This window comes from Microcoleus sp. PH2017_34_RAT_O_A (assembly GCF_020737885.1).
Lineage (GTDB): Bacteria > Cyanobacteriota > Cyanobacteriia > Cyanobacteriales > Microcoleaceae > Microcoleus.
The window spans coordinates 1-18,638 of the sequence record NZ_JAEQDD010000104.1 but is presented as its reverse complement, the minus strand read 5'-3'; the positions used below and the strand labels follow the sequence as shown (position 1 = coordinate 18,638).

At 44.7% G+C, this 18,638-nt stretch carries 16 protein-coding genes; 11 read left to right on the top strand and 5 right to left on the bottom strand.

Going from position 1 to position 18,638, the window contains the following annotated elements; translation table 11 throughout:
* From JGK11_RS27470 to JGK11_RS27460, 3 genes are all read left to right on the top strand, one after another.
* A partial coding sequence (locus tag JGK11_RS27470) for an iron-containing redox enzyme family protein (protein WP_293213697.1) occupies positions 1 to 649 on the top strand: 649 nt, incomplete at its 5' end.
* A gap of 17 nt (positions 650 to 666) precedes the next feature.
* Positions 667 to 2,376, top strand: coding sequence for an AMP-binding protein (locus JGK11_RS27465; protein WP_293213694.1), 1,710 nt, complete (start codon positions 667 to 669; stop codon positions 2,374 to 2,376).
* Between the two features lie 20 nt (positions 2,377 to 2,396).
* On the top strand, positions 2,397 to 3,527 hold the full coding sequence (locus JGK11_RS27460; RefSeq protein WP_293213691.1) for an MFS transporter: 1,131 nt from the start codon (positions 2,397 to 2,399) through the stop codon (positions 3,525 to 3,527).
* A 349-nt stretch (positions 3,528 to 3,876) separates the two neighbouring features.
* Here the strand turns inward: JGK11_RS27460 and JGK11_RS27455 are convergent, their stop codons facing one another.
* Positions 3,877 to 4,605, bottom strand: a complete 729-nt coding sequence (locus JGK11_RS27455; RefSeq protein WP_293213688.1) for a glutamine amidotransferase — start codon at positions 4,603 to 4,605, stop codon at positions 3,877 to 3,879.
* A gap of 2 nt (positions 4,606 to 4,607) precedes the next feature.
* Positions 4,608 to 5,558, bottom strand: coding sequence for a diiron oxygenase (locus tag JGK11_RS27450; RefSeq protein WP_293213686.1), 951 nt, complete (start codon positions 5,556 to 5,558; stop codon positions 4,608 to 4,610).
* 519 nt (positions 5,559 to 6,077) lie between these two features.
* Between JGK11_RS27450 and JGK11_RS27445 the strand changes: the two genes are divergently transcribed.
* Complete coding sequence (locus JGK11_RS27445) at positions 6,078 to 6,287, top strand: hypothetical protein (protein WP_293175398.1); 210 nt, start codon at positions 6,078 to 6,080, stop codon at positions 6,285 to 6,287.
* Between the two features lie 227 nt (positions 6,288 to 6,514).
* Here JGK11_RS27445 and JGK11_RS27440 read toward each other — a convergent pair whose 3' ends face one another.
* Positions 6,515 to 6,805 (bottom strand): hypothetical protein, encoded by a 291-nt coding sequence (locus JGK11_RS27440; RefSeq protein ID WP_293175400.1) that lies wholly within the window; start codon positions 6,803 to 6,805, stop codon positions 6,515 to 6,517.
* A gap of 217 nt (positions 6,806 to 7,022) precedes the next feature.
* Between JGK11_RS27440 and dnaN the strand changes: the two genes are divergently transcribed.
* Positions 7,023 to 8,162 carry a DNA polymerase III subunit beta gene (gene dnaN, locus JGK11_RS27435; protein WP_293175402.1) on the top strand — a complete coding sequence of 380 codons (1,140 nt, stop codon included), beginning with the start codon at positions 7,023 to 7,025 and terminating at the stop codon, positions 8,160 to 8,162.
* 177 nt (positions 8,163 to 8,339) lie between these two features.
* Here the strand turns inward: dnaN and JGK11_RS27430 are convergent, their stop codons facing one another.
* The gene (locus JGK11_RS27430; RefSeq protein ID WP_293189490.1) at positions 8,340 to 9,800 is read right to left on the bottom strand and encodes an ATP-binding protein; all 1,461 of its coding nucleotides are present in this window, start codon (positions 9,798 to 9,800) and stop codon (positions 8,340 to 8,342) included.
* Positions 9,801 to 10,362: 562 nt separating this feature from the next.
* Here JGK11_RS27430 and JGK11_RS27425 point away from each other — a divergent pair.
* The 5 genes from JGK11_RS27425 to JGK11_RS27405 all read left to right on the top strand — a co-directional run bounded on the left by JGK11_RS27425 (position 10,363) and on the right by JGK11_RS27405 (position 16,480).
* Positions 10,363 to 11,439 carry a permease gene (locus JGK11_RS27425; RefSeq protein WP_293189491.1) on the top strand — a complete coding sequence of 359 codons (1,077 nt, stop codon included), beginning with the start codon at positions 10,363 to 10,365 and terminating at the stop codon, positions 11,437 to 11,439.
* A gap of 136 nt (positions 11,440 to 11,575) precedes the next feature.
* Complete coding sequence (locus JGK11_RS27420) at positions 11,576 to 12,364, top strand: TIGR03943 family protein (protein WP_293213684.1); 789 nt, start codon at positions 11,576 to 11,578, stop codon at positions 12,362 to 12,364.
* 265 nt (positions 12,365 to 12,629) lie between these two features.
* Positions 12,630 to 14,012 carry an oligosaccharide flippase family protein gene (locus JGK11_RS27415; RefSeq protein WP_293175410.1) on the top strand — a complete coding sequence of 461 codons (1,383 nt, stop codon included), beginning with the start codon at positions 12,630 to 12,632 and terminating at the stop codon, positions 14,010 to 14,012.
* Positions 14,013 to 14,210: 198 nt separating this feature from the next.
* Complete coding sequence (locus JGK11_RS27410; RefSeq protein WP_293175412.1) at positions 14,211 to 15,779, top strand: hypothetical protein; 1,569 nt, start codon at positions 14,211 to 14,213, stop codon at positions 15,777 to 15,779.
* A gap of 134 nt (positions 15,780 to 15,913) precedes the next feature.
* On the top strand, positions 15,914 to 16,480 hold the full coding sequence (locus JGK11_RS27405; RefSeq protein WP_293204402.1) for a hypothetical protein: 567 nt from the start codon (positions 15,914 to 15,916) through the stop codon (positions 16,478 to 16,480).
* Between the two features lie 366 nt (positions 16,481 to 16,846).
* Here JGK11_RS27405 and JGK11_RS27400 read toward each other — a convergent pair whose 3' ends face one another.
* Complete coding sequence (locus JGK11_RS27400) at positions 16,847 to 17,095, bottom strand: hypothetical protein (protein WP_293213682.1); 249 nt, start codon at positions 17,093 to 17,095, stop codon at positions 16,847 to 16,849.
* A 25-nt stretch (positions 17,096 to 17,120) separates the two neighbouring features.
* On the opposite strand from JGK11_RS27400, the gene JGK11_RS27395 reads away from it, so the two are divergent.
* A complete protein-coding gene (locus JGK11_RS27395; RefSeq protein WP_293175416.1) occupies positions 17,121 to 18,476 on the top strand; it encodes an ATP-binding protein in 1,356 nt (451 codons plus the stop codon).
* Positions 18,477 to 18,638 lie beyond the last annotated feature (162 nt).

The window sequence follows — 18,638 nt, the reverse complement described above, 5'->3', positions numbered from 1 at the left end:
GCTCAACTGCTTACCCGGTCAAGGTTTTATCCTATTTTACCTCTTGCAAGTCTACCCCCTTGACAATTTGCACTTTTTCTTAACTTGTCACAAATGGGTCAATATGCAGCGTTTTCACCTGCACGTTGCTGCCTACAGTTTAATTGTGCCATTTGAGATGCGAGAAGAGCTTTACCATAACTTGTACGATGAGTTTGGTCAGGGTAATTTTTCTCTTGCACATCCCAATCTGTTTGAGCCACTTATGAATTACTTTGGTGGGGTCAAAGAAGAAGATATTAACCCGGAAACTTGCCACTTATTAAATACCAAAATTAATTTGTGCTGGTTTGCAGACGGTTTGCATGACGGCATTGGTGGGATGGGTGCTTTAGAACTAGCTATTCCGCTTCAGCAACGCCGAGTTTTAGCGCACTTGCGTCGGCGCGGATTAAGCGAGGAAATGGTGAAGTTTTTTGTCGTGCATTGCGAACTTGATGAAGATCATGGTGAAGGCTGGTTTGCTGCCGGACTACCATACATCCACACCAATGAAGACATTTTAAAAGTTTTCAGCGCTGCAATGCGTATGTTAGAAGCCCGTGCTGGTGTGTATGATGGCATACTCAAGGGAATTCTTTCACAGCGAAAGGAATATCAATTTGAGTAATCTTTGAGGTACATCAAATGCATTCGTATGTAGCTTTAAATCCGACCACTTTTTTAGAACGGAGTGGTCTAGCATTTCCTAACAAAAAAGCGGTAATCCACTCCAGAGGTGTAATGACTTATGCCGAACTGTTGCATCGCTCGCGCTGTTTAGCACAAGTGTTAAATCGGCTGCAGGTCAATTATGGAGATCGAGTCGCAGTATTGGCGGAGAACAGCCCGCAGGTTATAGAAGCCCACTTTGGCATTCCAGCGATAGGAGCCATTCTGGTAATGCTGAACCCTTGGCTAACAACTGCTGACCTCCTGTATCTGCTTGGCAATTGTGAGGCGAAGGTCTTAATTTTGGATGCCCATTTTGCCGATAAAATACCTCTTAAAGTTCGGACTCATCTAACGTGTCTGCAACAGGTAATTATCTTTAATAGTCCGACCAAAGAGCTATACCCGGGCGGAACACTTGACTACGAAACCTGCATGGCAGCAGAGGATGGGAACTGGATTCTGGATAAAACTGTACGTGAGGAACTCGACCCACTGGCAATCAACTTTACCTCTGGTACAACTGGGCGTCCAAAAGGCGTAATCTGCAATCATCGTGGAGCTTACCTAAATGCAATTGGTCAGGTGCTTGTGATTGGGCTCAGCAAGGCATCAAAATACTTGTGGATGATGCCAATGTTTCATGTCAATGGCTGGGGGCATATATGGGCCAATATAGTAGTAGGTGCGGTGCAGGTTGTTTTGTCACATAACGACAGAGGAAATGAGGCAGAACTCACAAGTATGATTCATAAGTACGATATTACACATCTGTGTGGCGCACCACGTTTTATACGATCGCTAGTGGAACTAAAAGGAGACAGACAAGTCTTCAAAGGACTTACAATCACAACCGGCGGTGCTGCTCCAACAACTAAACTAATCGAGTGTTTAGACGATATGGATGTAAATTTTATACACCAGTATGGGTTGAATGAAACCGGAGGTCCCTATGTAGTGTGTGAAAAGAAAGATGAGTGGCAGGATTTACCGTCTGAAATTCGTGCAAGGCATCTTGCACGCCAAGGTGTTGCAACGATTCATGCAGGTACTGGCTTACGTGTAGTGAACCAGGAAATGAAGGATGTTCCTTGCGATGGATACACGTTAGGTGAAGTCGTAATGGCGGGGAATACAATTGCGATGGGGTACTACAATGACTATGAGGCAACTGAAAAAGCATTCGCTGATGGCTGGTTCCACAGTGGAGATATGGCAGTTGTTCATCCGGATGGTTACTTAGAGATTCGAGACCGTATTAAAGACTTGCTCTACGTAGAAACAGATTATGGTTGGGAGAACATATCCTCGATCGAGATCGAAAGTGTTTTATGCCGACACGATCAGGTATGTGAAGCTGCCGTGATTGGAATCCCAGTAGATGATAAGACAAAAAACTCACCAGTTTTAGTGGCATTTGTAGAGGTACGAGACAAGACGTTGATTACAGAGGAGAGTTTGTTAAAGTTTTGCAGCTACGAACTAGCCTCATATAAGCAACCCCATGTAATTTACTTGGCTGACTTACCCAAAACGACAACTGGCAAAGTACGTAAGGACTTATTAATTGCAGATGCCACAAGAATTGCTGCTTCCTTCAATGGTCTAGAGCCTCACAAAGCAATTTCTACGATAGAACCACTAGACAAGGACAATGGGCAGTTCAATGAACTGTGCGACAAATGAGACATAATACGGTTTGGTTTATGGCAATTACAACTGGAATTGCTGTAGCAAATATATATTACAACCAACCTCTACTTGTAGAGATGGGGAGAAGTTTTCATGCTTCGATTCAGCAGGTAGGTTTCATCCCAATGCTTACGCAAATCGGATATGCCTTGGGAATGCTCCTATTTGTTCCATTGGGAGATATGATCGAACGTCGGATATTAATTGCCACCCTCCTGGCTGCAACAGCCTGCGCTTTAGTGAGTGCTGCTATGTCTCCGAGTATAGTATGGCTTGCTGCTTCGAGTCTGGCGATTGGTATCACTACAGTTGTGCCTCAACTAATTCTTCCATTTGCCGCCCATCTTGCGAAACCTGGAGAGCGAGGAAAAGTTGTCGGAAAAGTAATGAGTGGCTTGTTCGTTGGCATTCTCGTAGCGCGAACTGTTAGCGGGTGGATTGGGGAAAGTTTAGGTTGGCGAGCAATGTATTGGATTGCAAGCGGTCTAATAATTGTCCTTGCAGTTGCTGTCTTAAGGTTACTGCCCAAAAGTCAGTCGTCACTGAAGATGTCTTACCCAAAATTGATGCAATCCTTGTTGGGGTTAATTCGAGATCAACCTGTATTGCGGGAAGCTTCGGTAATAGGAGCTATGTCATTTGGGGCATTTAGCGCTTTTTGGAGCACTCTCGCATTCTTGCTAGAACAGCCACCTTATCACTATGGCAGCCAAATAGCCGGTATGTTTGGCTTGGTAGGGGTGGTAGGGGCTGTCGCTGCTCCTGCTGTTGGGGGACTGACAGACAGCAAAAATCCTCGTCTGACAGTGGGAATAGCTATTACCATTTCTTCTTCAGGATTTCTGGTGCTTTGGTTGTTTGGAAACCATTTGTGGGGGCTGATTATTGGAGTCATTCTGTTAGATTTAGGCGCACAATCCGCTCTAGTATCGAATCAGGCACGCATTTATAGCTTGTTACCAGAAGCCCAAAGTCGCCTAAATACGGTCTATATGGTGTCCTATTTTATGGGTGGAGCCCTAGGTTCTACTCTTGGTATCTATGGCTGGAGCCAACTGCAATGGAATGGAGTTTGCCTAGTCGGATTATCCATGCTATTCGTTGCCTTCGCTACTTTGCTCGTAACAAGAAACTGTCAGAAATGAGTATTTATATAGTGAATAAATTTGCTCATCAGATATTCTAGTGACTGACCTGAAACCGAACCTCCACAACTGTTTGATGAACTACGCTTTTAAAGTATTAACTAACCAGAAAAATATTTGATTCTGGTTTTCAACTAAACGGAACTTTCCTCGCGTGCGGGGGAAGTTCCGATTCAAGCTACTGGTCAGGCATCTTGATGATACAAGCCTATCCCAGGTTTATGGAGTGCTGTAGGGACACGGCAATGCCGTGTCCCTACGGAGATTTATCGATCCGAGATGTACTTCATCAACGTGGAACCTGCTGTATTACTTTTGATCTGGACAATAACAGCCGTTTGCTGTTCTATTATGACAATTTTACAGCCTGCGGTAAAGACGCTAACCAATCTTCCCAGAACTTCGCTGCTTGAGCTGATAAATGTCCAGCATAACGAATCGTATCCTCTCGAAGTTTAGCGACTGTGATATCAGGCGTTGCTCCAATTTCACAGGCATGACCAATGAACCACCGTTCTAATCCTTGAGCTGTGACTTCTGGATGAAACTGCAACGCCAATCCTCCTTTTTTCCATGAAAAAGCTTGGTTTTGATAAATCGCACTAGCCGCTAAATGAGTGCTATCAGTAGGCAGATCGAAGGTATCTCCATGCCAATGAAGAACGGCTGTTTTATCTCCTGCTAAGTGAGCAAGTGGTGTTTGCTGACCTGCTAGACTCAGGTTTAGAGGAGACCATCCAATCTCTTTTTGCAATCCAGGATAAACTTTCGCTCCTAAAGCACGAGCCATCAACTGTGCCCCCAAACAAATCCCTAGCGTAGGCAAATCGTTAGCAAGACGATATTCTAATAGACGTAACTCATCAATTAGAAACGGATAATCCTGTTCATCGTAGGCTCCAATTGGGCCTCCAAGAATCACTAGCAAATCTGTGTTGCGATCGATCTGAGTCAAATCATCCGATCCAGCTTCTAAATATCTGACTGTGTAGTTTTGCTGATTCAATGCTTCAGCTAAACTTCCCAGATCCTCAAAGGCAATATGTCTAATGACAGTGGCGTGTTTCAAAGTAGTCACCCTTAAATCAATTCGTAATCTGCGAAAACTTGCTCAATTGTACGATCGTCCAACACTCCAGCGGCTGCAAACATTTTTAAGGTTGGATTGGCAGCTTGTCGAACAAATTTAGCAATTTGGCTGGGTACGTAAACCTCTTCTAGAATTCCTTCCGAATCCTTTGCATTAAAGCCTAAGCGCCTCAGAATACTGTATTCGAGTTGGCGATCGGGGCCCAGAAATGCCCATACCAGTTGTGGCAGTAATTGTCCCATTTCCTCTTGCTCATAGGATCCAAGGCTTTGCCAAAGGATGGGGAACAAGCCACGAAAATAAACGCTGTGCAACGCTTCGTCAGCCGCATGATCGCCGATAACGGCACGGACAATAGGAGAGACTTGAGGATCGTGGGGAACATTGTTAAGAACCTTTGTCACCAGAGTTTCTGAGATTGTGACAAAAAACAGTTGAATGAGATGGGGCGACAGCCGAGTTTGATGTTCAGCAATAATTTTCTCGATGATGCGATCGAAGTGTGGACGACCAATAACCGATCGATCGAGTCCGAATGCCTCCTCCACCTGAGTTGAAAATAATTCAACAAAGAGAGCGTGTCCTCCTTCATCGCAATAAATTCGCAGAGCATCATTGCGCTGAAGCGTGCTTAAAAAAATGGGTGCATTTCCTTGAGCCAGACTGCTGCAAACAGGATTGACATGACTCAATTCCAACAAAGTTGTGAATTGTAAATGGGCAAGGAGTCGATAAGCTAGAACCGTTACCCGATGAGTTGAATCTGACGCAATGGCAGGATGATCGGCTAACGGGACGAGATCTGGAGAAAAGGGTAAACCTTCAATGTTACCTTCCCGAAGAGGTTTGTTCCGTATCCAACTTGATTCATTCCATCGGCCCAAAGGGCTTTTGTAGTTTTTCTGAAAGATAGATGCACCTAGCTTGTTCACTGTCATCATGAAAAAGTTCCTTGACATTAAGGGAAACAACGTTACAGGCAATAAATATTTACAATTCCTAATCAACTCCGTTTCATTAGTAACAAACATTTACTACTATATATGATGTGGCGTCATTGGAGCTAACTAATGCTCCAATTAAAGATATTTTGAGTGTACCATTGCTGGAATATTTCGTCTTGTATGATTTCTAACGAAAAAGGATACTAAAAATCTAGCGATACCAATCCTAGTATCAACACAATGCCCAAATATATGGTGCTTTGTATGGGCAAACCCTCTAGTGGTTACTATCCATAGGATGCTTACCCTTAGTCCTAAAAGTTTCGTTGAAAGTTCGAGAACGAGACTCGATCGCTACGTATAGCCTTTCTCAAAAAGATGAGGTATAACTGACAGCTTACATAACCGTTTAAACCAAGAGGGCCCAAGCCCAACAACGTCCGCGAATCTTTCTGATAACCGCTGTATTTACGAGAGTTGTTTCCAGAGTGGAGTTGGCAACTCCCTGGTGGTGGTATGCAGTTTTGGATTAAGCTTCCACCTAATCAGCCCGCAGACGAGATTGTGGATCTCGCAGCAGAACGAGGAGTGGGTTTGTGGTCAGGGGCAGCTTACTTTGAGCCTGATGCAAAAGAGGCAAATTATTATTTGGTACTTGGATATGGTGCAGTTACAGAATCTGATATTCATCAAGCATTCAATATACTTAAGGGTTTGAGGCTTTGACGGTAAACAATGATGTCCTCACTAGAATTAGCTGGATGCTTAAGTAGGGAGGCGACTTTTTTGTTAAACGGATTCTATGATATCGAGGTTTGGCGACTGTAATATCAGGCGTTGCTTCAATTTCAAATATATCTCGGCTGAATAAGCTGTTTCGCGTCTAAATTGTATTTTTCGGGCGGGCTTTCTGGCCCACCCCACAGAACTTTTTTTAAACTTGACTATACAATTTAAATGCACTTCAGCTTGTCTTGCTCGAATGTAACGATCGCCAATTGTAGGAAAACGGTACACCGTCGTGTCCTGACTGTGGGTAATCTCAAATCCGGTGGCATCGGATTTGAGATTAGCTGTGGAAAAACCTGTGGACAAATCACCGTAAGTTTGTGGAAAATATCACGGATGCTTTTAACCTGGACATTCTTCGATATCATCGACACCCTAAAGATCCTTAACTCTCTGGCTGAAAAAAGTTTTTGAGGATCGAGGGGCGGGCGATCGACTTTTTCCAGCTTTTCCACAAGTTTTCCACAGGCAAAAAGCAACTACAAGCCTTTTCAGACAAGCATTTAATTTTGTTTTCCACAGTTTACACAGAGCGAACCCCAGAAAAATAATTCAACAAATTAAAAATGAATCTGGTGCTGTGTGCACACCTACACACAGAAAAACCGAGCCACCGACTTTCTGTGATACGATTTGTTTCTATCTCAAATCCGGTTAATTAACCTTCATCTCATGAAATTGGTTTGCACCCAAAGTGACCTCAACGCCAACCTCTCGTTGGTAAGTCGGGCCGTTCCCTCCCGCCCGACACATCCCGTACTAGCCAACGTGCTCTTAGTAGCGGATGAGGAAAATCAGCGGGTTAGCTTAACAGCTTTCGATCTCAGTTTGGGTATTCGCACCAGCTTTGCAGCAGAAGTGACTGGCGGCGGTAGTTTTACCATACCCGCGAAATTGCTCAACGATATAGTTTCCAGACTCCCAAATGGAGAGATTACTTTAGAAGACGAAGCCGGAGATACCGTCGCTTGTCTCACTTGCAGTTCTGGCAGCTATCAAGTCAGAGGCATGGGCCCCGAAGAATTCCCAGAATTGCCGGCAATCGAAGCAGGAACAATCCTGAAATTGCCGCCCGAAGCCTTGATAGAAGGACTCAAAGGAACTTTATTTGCTACTAGCCCCGACGAAGCAAAACAGGTACTGGCAGGCGTGCATTTAAAGGTACTGAAAGATTGCCTAGAATTTGCAGCTACAGACGGCCACAGATTGGCAGTAGTTCAAACTGCCAACGAAAAAGCAGAAGGTGAAGAAACCGAAGAAGAATTTGAGGTGACTGTACCCGCTAAAGCATTGCGGGAAGTAGAAAGAATGCTGGTGATGCGACAGTGGACTGAACCAGTCACCCTACATTTTGAACACGGTCAAGTAGTGTTTGAATGGGCCGAGCAGCGCCTGACAACCCGCACCTTGGAAGGGCAATATCCCGCCTACCGACAGTTGATTCCGCCCTCTTTTGAGCGGCAAATTACTCTTGAGCGGCGATCGCTCTTAGCCGCAGTCGAAAGAATTGCTGTTTTTGCAGATCAAAAAAATAATATCCTCAAATGTAGCATCGACGAGGAAAATCAGGAAATTACTTTGTCAGTAGACGCCAAAGATGTCGGCTGCGGTAAAGAGTCAATGGCGGCACAGATTTCGGGAGAAAGCATAGATATTGCTTTCAACGTGAAATACTTAGTTGACATTTTGAAAACGGCTCAATCTCCCGAAATTCAACTGCAATTAAACGGTGCTCTTGCCCCTGTAATTTTTCAGCCTTTGGGCGGAGTCAATGCCACATTCTTAGTAATGCCTGTTCAGCTTCGACCTTAATTGCTGGAAGAAGATAGGATCCGGCGGTTGGAAACCGCGTCTACACAAACGATGTCCGCCTCCGCGGACTGAAGAATAAAACGTAATTTTAACAACTCGTTCTTCAACCCGCGGAGGCGGGTTTTGGTTGTATAGACGCGGTTTCAACCGCCGGGTATTCTTCATCCTCAACTGCCTTCAAATTAATGGCAACAATATCTCAAATTCCGTACCAGTACCGGGCGTTGAATGCAAGTTCAACTTACCTTTATGCTTCTCCGTAACAATTTGATGAGTAATTGCCAAACCCAAACCAGTACCTTTCCCCGCTGGTTTAGTAGTGAAAAATGTCTCAAAAATCCGCCGCTGAATTTCGGGCGCAATTCCCGGCCCGTTATCGGCAATTCTGATTGCTATCCAAGCATTATTGGGATTTTTTCCCGCTGCTTCTGGGCTGAAGTCTCCATTTTGGCTGGCGGACGATCGCAATTTTGCATTTTGTCGTAGCTTGCGGGGCGGGACGCCATCGCCCAAAACATAATTTTGCATTAATTCTGAACTTACGCAGTCTCCGTCAGCACTGTTTATTACCTCAGTTTGAATAGTAATCGCAGGTACAAAACCTTTGGTTCCTTTTAGCTCTTCCAAGGCGTCCATCGCATTGCTGACAATATTCATAAATACCTGGCTTAACTGACCAGAATAACACTTCACCAAAGGCAAATTTCCATAGCTTTTAACTACTTTAAACCCGTACTTGAGACGGTTTTTCATAATTAGTAGCGTACTGTCAATACACTCGTGGATATTAGATTCTTTCAAGTGGGTTTCGTCCATGTGAGAGAAGGTGTGCAGGCTGGTGACAAGTTCCGTCAGTCTCTCGGATGAAACCTTCATACTTTTGAGAATTTCCGCCCAATCTTCTTGTAAGAAATCAAATTCTATGTCTTCTTTGAGTTCGTCAATTTGTGCGCTAGGGCCGACAATTTGTTCGTAAGCAGTCAGCAATTGCAAGATGTCTTTTGAGTAGTTTGACAAAAAACCGAGATTTCCGCTGATGCAGGTGACGGGGTTTCTAATTTCGTGGGCAACTCCAGCAACCATCTGCCCCAAACTGGCTAGTTTTTCGGTTTGAATTAGTTGAGATTGAGTTTGCTGTCTCAGTAATTTTGTTGCTAGTTCGTGAATATTAGATTGGGCTACTAGCAGTTCGTGTACGTCTACCAAACTATAATTTTGAGGCGACACTTGAACGACAATTGGTTCATAAAGCAGTTCTTTCGATCGCAGCAGCGACTTCCGGGCTGCATCCACGATTAAAGTATTGCTGGGGAAAATTAAAGTCTCAGTTTGGGCAAAGCGGTACAAAGCCCTCACAGGTCGCTTTAAAAATAATTCTCGCCCAAAAGGACGGCTGAGAAATTCTAAAAATCTCCGCCGGGAAATCATCCCCGCAAATTCACCTCGATCGGTTAAAATGACTCCCGGTAACAGCGGATTGGCTTCTAACATCTGGGAAATTTGCATTCCCAAATCCGTAGCTTCTACGTTAAAAGCGTAAAGCGACAATTCCACGAGAGTAGAATCTAAAGAAAGTTCTCCTAAGTCAGCCTGGGAGAGCGGTTGGACTGGTCTTTCTATGCAGGAGGTATTTAACATAAATTCATCAGCACGCTTTTTTGGGGTTATATTTGCCAACAGATATTTAGCCACCAAAGCTCAGTCGATGAGTAGCTGAGTGCTTTGGCCGACATTCTCCTGGGAAACGGAATTTTAAATTACACAAAAAACTTACGGTGGTAAATGAGATTTTACCACTTCCAGTATTAGGCAAGTTCGAGTATGACCGAGATAGATGCGCCCTGGCAATTATGCCTGACTTTATTTTATATTGGCTTGAGGGGTATTAACGCTTTGTTCGAGTATTTAACTCTTAATTAACCTTGAGTTATAGTCTTAACCTATTGTTAACAATAACCTGAGAGGGCTGAAAAATAATTAATTAAATATGGGAACATAGAGATTGTAGGCGAGCATCTGTAGGGAAACGGCACTGCCGTGTCCTTACCAGAATCTGGAAATTCTAATGATTGCTATAAGATTGAGGACGATCGCAAAAAAGTTTTAACTGAATCTTAACTTAGCGCTGTGAAGAAGGTATGATCTACAGGGGCTCAGCCAAATACGTGTAACGAGATAGCAATTTACCAGTAGGCGATCGATGCAACCAGTCCTAACGAATCAGTTAAACAATGCTTTTACCCTGTTTCTCAGCTTGTTAGTAGAAGCAATACCTTTTCTGCTGCTGGGAGTTTTATTCTCAGGTTTGCTGCTGGGTTTTGTAGACGAACGCAAACTCGTATCCCGCATCCCGCGAAACCCGCTGCTGGCGGCTTTGATGGGTAGTTCGATCGGCTTTTTGTTTCCCGTGTGCGAGTGCGGTAACGTCCCCGTAGCCCGCAGGTTGCTAATGCAGGGAGTTCCCGCACCAGCCGCGATCGGCTTTTTACTCGCGGCCCCCACCATCAATCCCGTGGTAATTTGGGCGACTTGGACGGCATTTCGCGATCAGCCCGAAATTGTAGTTTTGCGGGTAGTCTTTTCTCTCTTGATAGCCACAATTATCGGCTGGGTGTTCAGCGTCCAAACAGATTTGCGACCTCTGTTACACCCTTCTGTAGCCCGCGCGATTCCTCTCCCAAAACCAGAGTTGTCCGAAACAGAACTCGCCCCAGCCGACACTCCGCTACTGTTGCAGTCGGGAACTTTTATGCTAGGTCAGGGCGGTGCAGTGCCGATCGAATCTTTGCTACAAGACCAGCGACAGCCCTTAAAAACAGGCAAAACTGACAAAACCTCGAAACGTTCCTCGATGTTCCACCGCGTTTCTAAAGAGCGTCTGCGCCTGCTTTTAGATACTATGGTACAGGAGTTGCGGGAATTGGGAGGAGTGTTGGTTGTCGGAAGTGCGATCGCCGCCATCATTCAAGTTGGCGCACCCCGCGAACTAATTCTCAACCTCGGCCAAGGCCCTGTTTCTTCGATTCTGGCGATGCTGCTATTAGGGGCAGTCGTATCGATTTGTTCTACAGTAGATGCTTTTTTTGCCCTTTCTTTTGCTTCCACATTTACCAGCGGTTCGCTGTTAGCATTTCTCATTTTCGGCCCGATGATTGACCTCAAAGGCATCGGTTTAATGCTATCTATTTTTAAAGGTCGCTCTGTAATTTACTTAATGGTCTTGGCAGCTCAGTTAACATTTTTAATGACCCTCGCTGTCAATTTGTATCTAGGTTAATAAATGAGCCTAGACGGAAAAATAACTAGAGATTCCCAATGACCAATAAACAATGACCAATAACCAATGACTAATGACCAATGACTAATGACCAATGACTAATGACTAATGACCAATGACTAATGACTCTTAAAAAATGAATTTCAAGAAAATTAGCCCCTGGCTGGACGCCCTAGCTATCTTAGCGTGGGGAATATTACTCCTCAAATATTGGATCACCGGGAAATTAAGCATTCTCATTCACCCGAATTACTTTGGGTTGACTGTAGCGGGAGGAATCGGCTTAATGATTATTGGCGGGTTAAAAACTTGGGAACTCTTAAAGGTCGATCGCGCCAAAAAGCAATCCCGGACATCGCCAGCAAATAAATCTCTCAGAAGTACAGAAGTTGAACACATTACTTTATTTCCCCCCAGTATCGGCAGCACCTTAATGTTGAGCGTCGCATTGATCGGTTTAGCGGTAACGCCACGCACATTTACCAGCCAGACAGCACTCGAACGAGGCCTCACCGAATCCCTGCCCATCACCAGACTGCAACCCCAAGAATTTCGCAATACTACAAAACCCGAAAGGCGATCGCTCATCGAATGGGTGCGGCTGTTAAATTTCAATCCCGAACCCGATACATATAGAGGTCAAAAAGTCAAGGTTCAAGGATTTGTGATTCACCCGCCCAACGTAGCAGAACAATATATGTGGATCGGGCGTTTTATCATTACCTGCTGCGCGGCGGACGCCTATCCGATCGGGTTGCCGGTCAAATTAGCGATCGGTCAAAGCCGCACCGCGTTCGCCCCAGACAGTTGGCTAGAAATAGAAGGAGAGACGATCGTAGAAGAACTGCAAGGCAAGCGCAAATTAATTATTCAAGCATCCTCCCTCCGATCGATTCCCGAGCCTAAAAACCCTTATGATTATTAGACAGCCAGCAAGTTGGAGATTAAATTTTACCTTGGCGATCGCGAGATGGGCATCCCGCCAGTGGGCAACTTTAATCTCGCGACTTGAAATCTGTTGTATTTGAGATTGTGGCATGGGCCAGAAGAGCCCGTCCTCCGTAGGACAATTAACATCAAGTAAAGTCAGCTATAAAAGTAGCAGCAACATCCTGTAGCAGTTGCCAACAGGAAATTCAGCAACTAGACTCGTAATTAGAAAATAAGTTCTCCCTATATGTCATCTGAATATGTCATCTGAAAAAAAATTAGCGCTTAAAGGTGCTTTCTGGACGATCGCCAGCTATGGAAGCAGTCAAATTATCCGATTCGGCAGCAACCTAATCCTGACGCGCCTGCTGTTACCAGAACTATTTGGTCTAATGGGTCTAGCCTACGTTTTTATCACAGGTGTCCACCTATTTACAGACATAGGTCTTGGCCCAAGTATCATCCAAAACAAGCGTGGAGAAGAACCAGAATTTCTCAACACCGCTTGGACAATGCAAGTTATTCGCAGTGTTTTTATTTGGTTTTGTTTAATTTTAATCACCTGGCCAGTCGCTACTTTTTATGGAGAACCCCGTCTCCTGTGGTTGATTCCGGTCATAAGTCTAACTACTCTCATAGGAGGATTTAAATCTACTTCCGTATCCATTCTCGAACGCAAAATGACAGTTAAGAACGTAGTAATGTTTGAATTGGCCTTACAGGTCATTTCTACTACAGTCATGATTGTTTGGGCATGGTTCGATCGCAGTATCTGGGCTATCCTCGCAGGGGGTTTCGTAGGCTCTGTAGTGGAATTAGTATGGAGCCATTTTTTGATTCGCGGTCATAAAAACCGCTTTGCTTGGGAGCGAGAGGCAGTTAAAGAAATATTTTCGTATGGAAAATGGATATTTTTGTCTACAATTTTATATTTTCTGTGTTCTCAAGCCGATCGCCTAGTTCTCGGAAAAATATTTAGTTTAACAATGTTGGGCATTTACGGCATTGCTTTTACCCTCGGCGATATGCCCCGTCAAGTAATGATAGCCCTCGCAGGTAGGGTAATTTTTCCCTCGATTTCGATGCTAGCAGACTTACCTCGCGAGGAATTGCGCGCCAAAATCCTCAAAAACCGCAACTTGATTCTGATCCCTTTAGCCCTAGGCTTAGCAATTTTTGTGAGCTTTGGAGATCAGATAATTTTAACACTGTACAGGAAAGAGTATATGGCAGCATCTTGGATGATGCCAATCTTGGCTTTAGGTATTTGGCACACGACTATCCACAATTTGATGGGTTCTTGTTTGTTAGCTATCGGAAAATCTCAGTACGCAGCTATGGGCAATCTGGCAACTTTCTTGAGTATCGCTATCGGCATCCCAGTAGGATATCATTTTATGGGTAATTTAGGTGCTGTGATTGCTGTAGCTGTCGGTGACATTCCTACTTATTTAGTAGTTACCTACGGTCTTAGGAAAGAAGGGCTAACTTGTTTTTGGGAGGACATGAAGTTGACAGCAATGTTTTTAGGGACACTAGCAATCATACTTTTGGTGAGAAAGTCTCTGGGTGGCGGACTACCTATCGATAAAATATCACCCGAGGATCTGGTACGAACTCATGACATATTTAAATATAGGTAGATTTTTCATAGGTCTATTTTATTCAGTCCAAGACACACCACAACTTTCAAAAATGAGTTTTTTCTAACCAAAAAGAAGTAGCAGCCATTACTGTTGGTGAAAAAAATAGCTTTCTAAGAGTTGGAAGCGCGTCCTGGCCTGAATGAAATAGAAAAAATGGGCGGTTAATTTTACAGCAGGAAAAGGAGAGAAACATTTGTGAGTATTTTTAACAAAAAAATTAATCCTTCATCCTTCGCTATTGGGCAATTCAAACAGCCGATCGACCGGGTAGCGATTTTCCTCATCCTACTGCTGAGCGTCTTAATGGGACTGCTGCTGCTGAGTGGCGATCGCACAGCGCCCAGAGTGCGAGATTTTACTTGGGAGAACAAACAAATCGGCGCCGCAGATACCGGCTTTATTCTCAACTTCTTTCGGCCGATGAACCACTCCACCGTCGAGGAAAACTTAAAACTAGAACCGCCCCTCCCAGGTAAATTCAGTTGGGCCGGCAGGCGGATGGCTTACACCCTCAAAGATCCAGCACCCTACGGTGTTACCTACACCTTAAAACTCGCCGGCGCCACCGACAAGTATTTTGGAGAAAACAACCAAAACAAAGGAACGCCAATTCAACCGTTTAGCAGTTCCTTCCGCAGCCGCGATCGAGCTTTTGTTTACATCGGCGTTCAAGGCGAAACAGAAAGCAGATTAATGCTAGTCAATCTCAGCAGCAGCAACTCGAAACCGATACCGCTGACTCCCAAAGATTTAGTTGTCACCGATTTTAAACCGTATCCCGAGGGCGATCGCATTTTATTCTCCGCCACAGATCGATCGATCGCCCGCACAGGCGGCACCCTAAATCAAGAACTATTTACAGTCACCACCGGCCTCAATCCACAATCCCCCGGATCCCAAGCCCAACCAGCACAACCAGCAGGTAGAATCGACAAACTCTTAGACTCCAAAGACTACCAAAACCTCAAATTCGACCTCTCAGCCGACGGAAAAATCATCATTATCCAGCGCGTCAACCGCCGCAATCCCGGCGATTTCAGTCCTTGGATTTTGGAAGAAAAAGTCGCGCCCAAACCCTTGGAGAACCAACAAGGCGGAGATTTTATGATTCGCCCCGACAGCAAATCGATGGTAATATCTCAAAAACAAGGATTAGCGATCGTCCCCCTCAAACCAGAAGCAGATCCAGTAGAATTTTTGCCGAAATACGAACAAGTATTGGGGATGGCCCGCGACAACTCCGCCGCCGCCTACGTTAAATACAACAGCGACTACACTCGATCGCTCTTTATTTTAGACAACCAAGGCGCAGAACAAGAAATACTGCGGATTCCCGGTAGCATCATCGCCGTTTATTTCGATCCGCGCAAAGACAAAGACAACCAATTCCAGCGTCTCTACTGCTTGCTAGCCGAACGCCTCAAAACCGCAAGCTACAAAGAACAGCCTTTCATCGCCGCCATCGACCTCAAAAAAGAGGGCACTCGTTTGGTAGGAACCATCAAACCGCTGCTGGTTTTGCCCAACCAACTAGATACCCAAATCAGTTTATCTCCCGACGGGCTGGCATTAATTTTCGACCAATCAGTCACAACAACAAAACCCACAGCAGCAGACACTCCCCGCAACGATAGCGGACAGTCGATCGCCACCAGCCGCCTCTGGCTGCTACCCTTATTAGAAATACCCGCAGACAACTCTCCCGCAAAAGTACAGCCAGAAGAACTTCCCTTTGCCGGCTATCACCCCCGCTGGCTCCCGTAAACAGATTTTAGATTTTAGATTTTAGATTTTAGATTGAGTTGATACTAAGCCATACTTGAAGTATGTGGTAAACATCAAAAACTTTAAAAAGAACTCCCCAGCCTACAATCTCAAAGCTAAAATCTAAAATTACCATGACTCCCGAAGAAATTAGTAATACCCTTAAAGACTTATTTGGCGAAAATATTGAGACGCCTGCTGCCACTTCTTGGCAAGTCCAAACCCCTAAATTTCGGCTTTTAGTCCTGCTTTCCGAAGACGGAAGTTGGTTGCGGATTTTGCTACCCATCGCCGATGCCCAAGAAGCTCAACCGTTTTTCGAGAAACTGCTAGAAGCTAACTTTGACACCACCCTCGAAACTCGCTACGCCATACATCAAAACGTTTTGTGGGGAGTGTTTCAGCACAGTTGCGCTACACTCGCCGCCGCCGATTTCTCGGCCGCCATCACCAGACTGCTAGCTTTGCAAGAACAAGGTTTGTCCGACTTTTTCGGCGGTTTAATCGAAAGCCGCATCCGTCAAATCATCAAAGCTGCCAAGATGCAGGGACAATCCATAGAAACCACCCTTCAGACTTTAGACCGTTTTTACGCAGAGGGATTGATGGGCGAAATGGAACTCGGGCGAGAGTCTCGCGAACAGACTCTCGGCGCTTGGCGCTATCAGCTAGAACGCCTCTGGCCCGAGGTGGAACCCTGAGAGGATTTTAGATTTTAGATTTTAGATTTTAGATTGCAGATTGTAAATTGCAAATTGCAAAAAACAGAGCCTTGTAAGACGGCAGTCGGAGTTGGGAAGTTCCCTAAAGTTGCATTTATTTAGAGTGGTAGGGCAGCAACGCCCGACGGTTAGGACTTTCTTAATTCCTGAAACCCTTGCATTTGATTGCTTCTTGTTTCTGGCTGATTCCGATTTTACCTTTGCCCTTAGGGCGCGGATTGGACGATCGCCATCCGCCCCCTAGATCCCTCGATCCATGCCCGTATATTCACCAATTGCCCGCTATCGCTGCTCTCCAATTCCCTACCATCACCCAAAAATGGTATAACGCATAACCAAAGTGCCTTAATGATTTTTTAAGATTTCCCAAAACAGGCGATCGCATGGTATATCATGGTAAAAAGTTAATAACAAAGCTCCGTAAGTTCCACAAAAGCTTCGATCGTTTAACATTGATTCAGAAACCAAATCTTTAGCAGACAATGCCAGGGCGATCGAGTTTTCCAATCCGGTGCTGCTGTAATTTTTTAAATTAATAATTACCCACCACCAATTACCAGTTACCAATAAATAGCAACTAAAGTTATCCATCATACAAAATTTAACAGGAGTTTCATCTATGTTGGCTGTGCATCAGATTAGCTCGGAGTTATCAGTGTTACACATACCTGCAATTTGTACTTGGAACATCTCCTTAGAATCAACTCTCCTCGACTTGCCTCTCTACAACTGCCAAATAGAATTAACTCAACAGGCAAAAGAAGTAGCCCAGGCTTTTGAAGAAAATTCCATGCTTCCAGGTGTCATGTTGACAAATATGGGTACTTTTGTCGGCATCATATCCAGGCGTCAATTTTTTGAAAAAGTTAACCGTCGCTACGGGTTAGAAATGTTTTTCAAGCGACCGATAGAGGTATTGTACAGATTTTCCAGGCAAGAGCTACTGGTGCTTCCTAGCAGTAAATTAATAGTAGAAGCCGCCCAGGAATCGCTTTACAGATCAGTAGAATTAGTTTACGAACCTGTAGTAGTCGAAGTGGCACCCCAGACCTACAGACTGTTAGACGTACACCAATTAATGGTTGCTCAATCAATAATTCATCAATTGACAAATAAATTGCTCCACGAACAAACCCAAGCCAAACTTATCCAAACCGAAAAGATGGCGAGTCTGGGGAGGATTGTAGCAGGTGTAGCCCACGAAATTAGAAATCCGCTCAACTGTATTTGGGGAAATTTTACTTTTCTGCTGTCCTATTTTGAAAACTTGCTTCAGCTAATCTCGGTTTATGAAGCAGAATATCCGGAACCGTGTCCCCGAATTGATGCCCTCAAAGAAGAAATAGAATTTGATTTTTTACAAGAAGATTTGCCAGTCACCTTAGAAGGCATGAAGTGGGGAGCCTCACAATTACTAAAAATAGTCAACGGTTTGCACCACTTCTCTCACATGGATGAGACAAAGCCAGTAGAAATAGACATTCACGAATGCGTGGAGATTACAATGTTAATTCTGAAAAATCGCTTTAAAAATGGCATAGAAGTGGTAAGAAAATACGGCGAACTGCCGCTAGTTAACGGTTACTCGGGTCAATTGAGTCAGGTGTTTTTGAATTTGTTAGTTAACGCTCTAGACGCCGTGACAGAGTATGCAGCCGATCGCGAACTAGATACAGAGTGCGCGGATAACTGGCAGCCCCAAATCCAAATTACGACTAAAGTGGTAGAAACCGCAGAGGGCAAGTGGGCCGCCATTGGGATCGCCGATAACGGGCCCGGCGTTACCCCAGAAAATCAGCAGCACATATTTGACACATTTTTTACCACTAAACCAGCAGGCAAAGGCAGCGGTATGGGGCTGGCAATCAGCCATCAAATCATCACAGAAAAGCACGGCGGCAAACTAAAATTGCGATCGCAGCCCGGCCAGCACACCGAATTTGAAATACTCCTGCCGATCGTTGGCAAAACATGATTAACTCAAGAACAGCCTTCAGGTTCGGCCATCCAAGTTAAGCGCGATCGGCTAGCTTAGTAGTTAGGGACTTCCAAATAAATAATCATGCCAATACTGGCTCAGGGCGGTAAAAAATATCGATAAACCATTTACCGAGATTCAAGGGTTTGTCGTTGACCA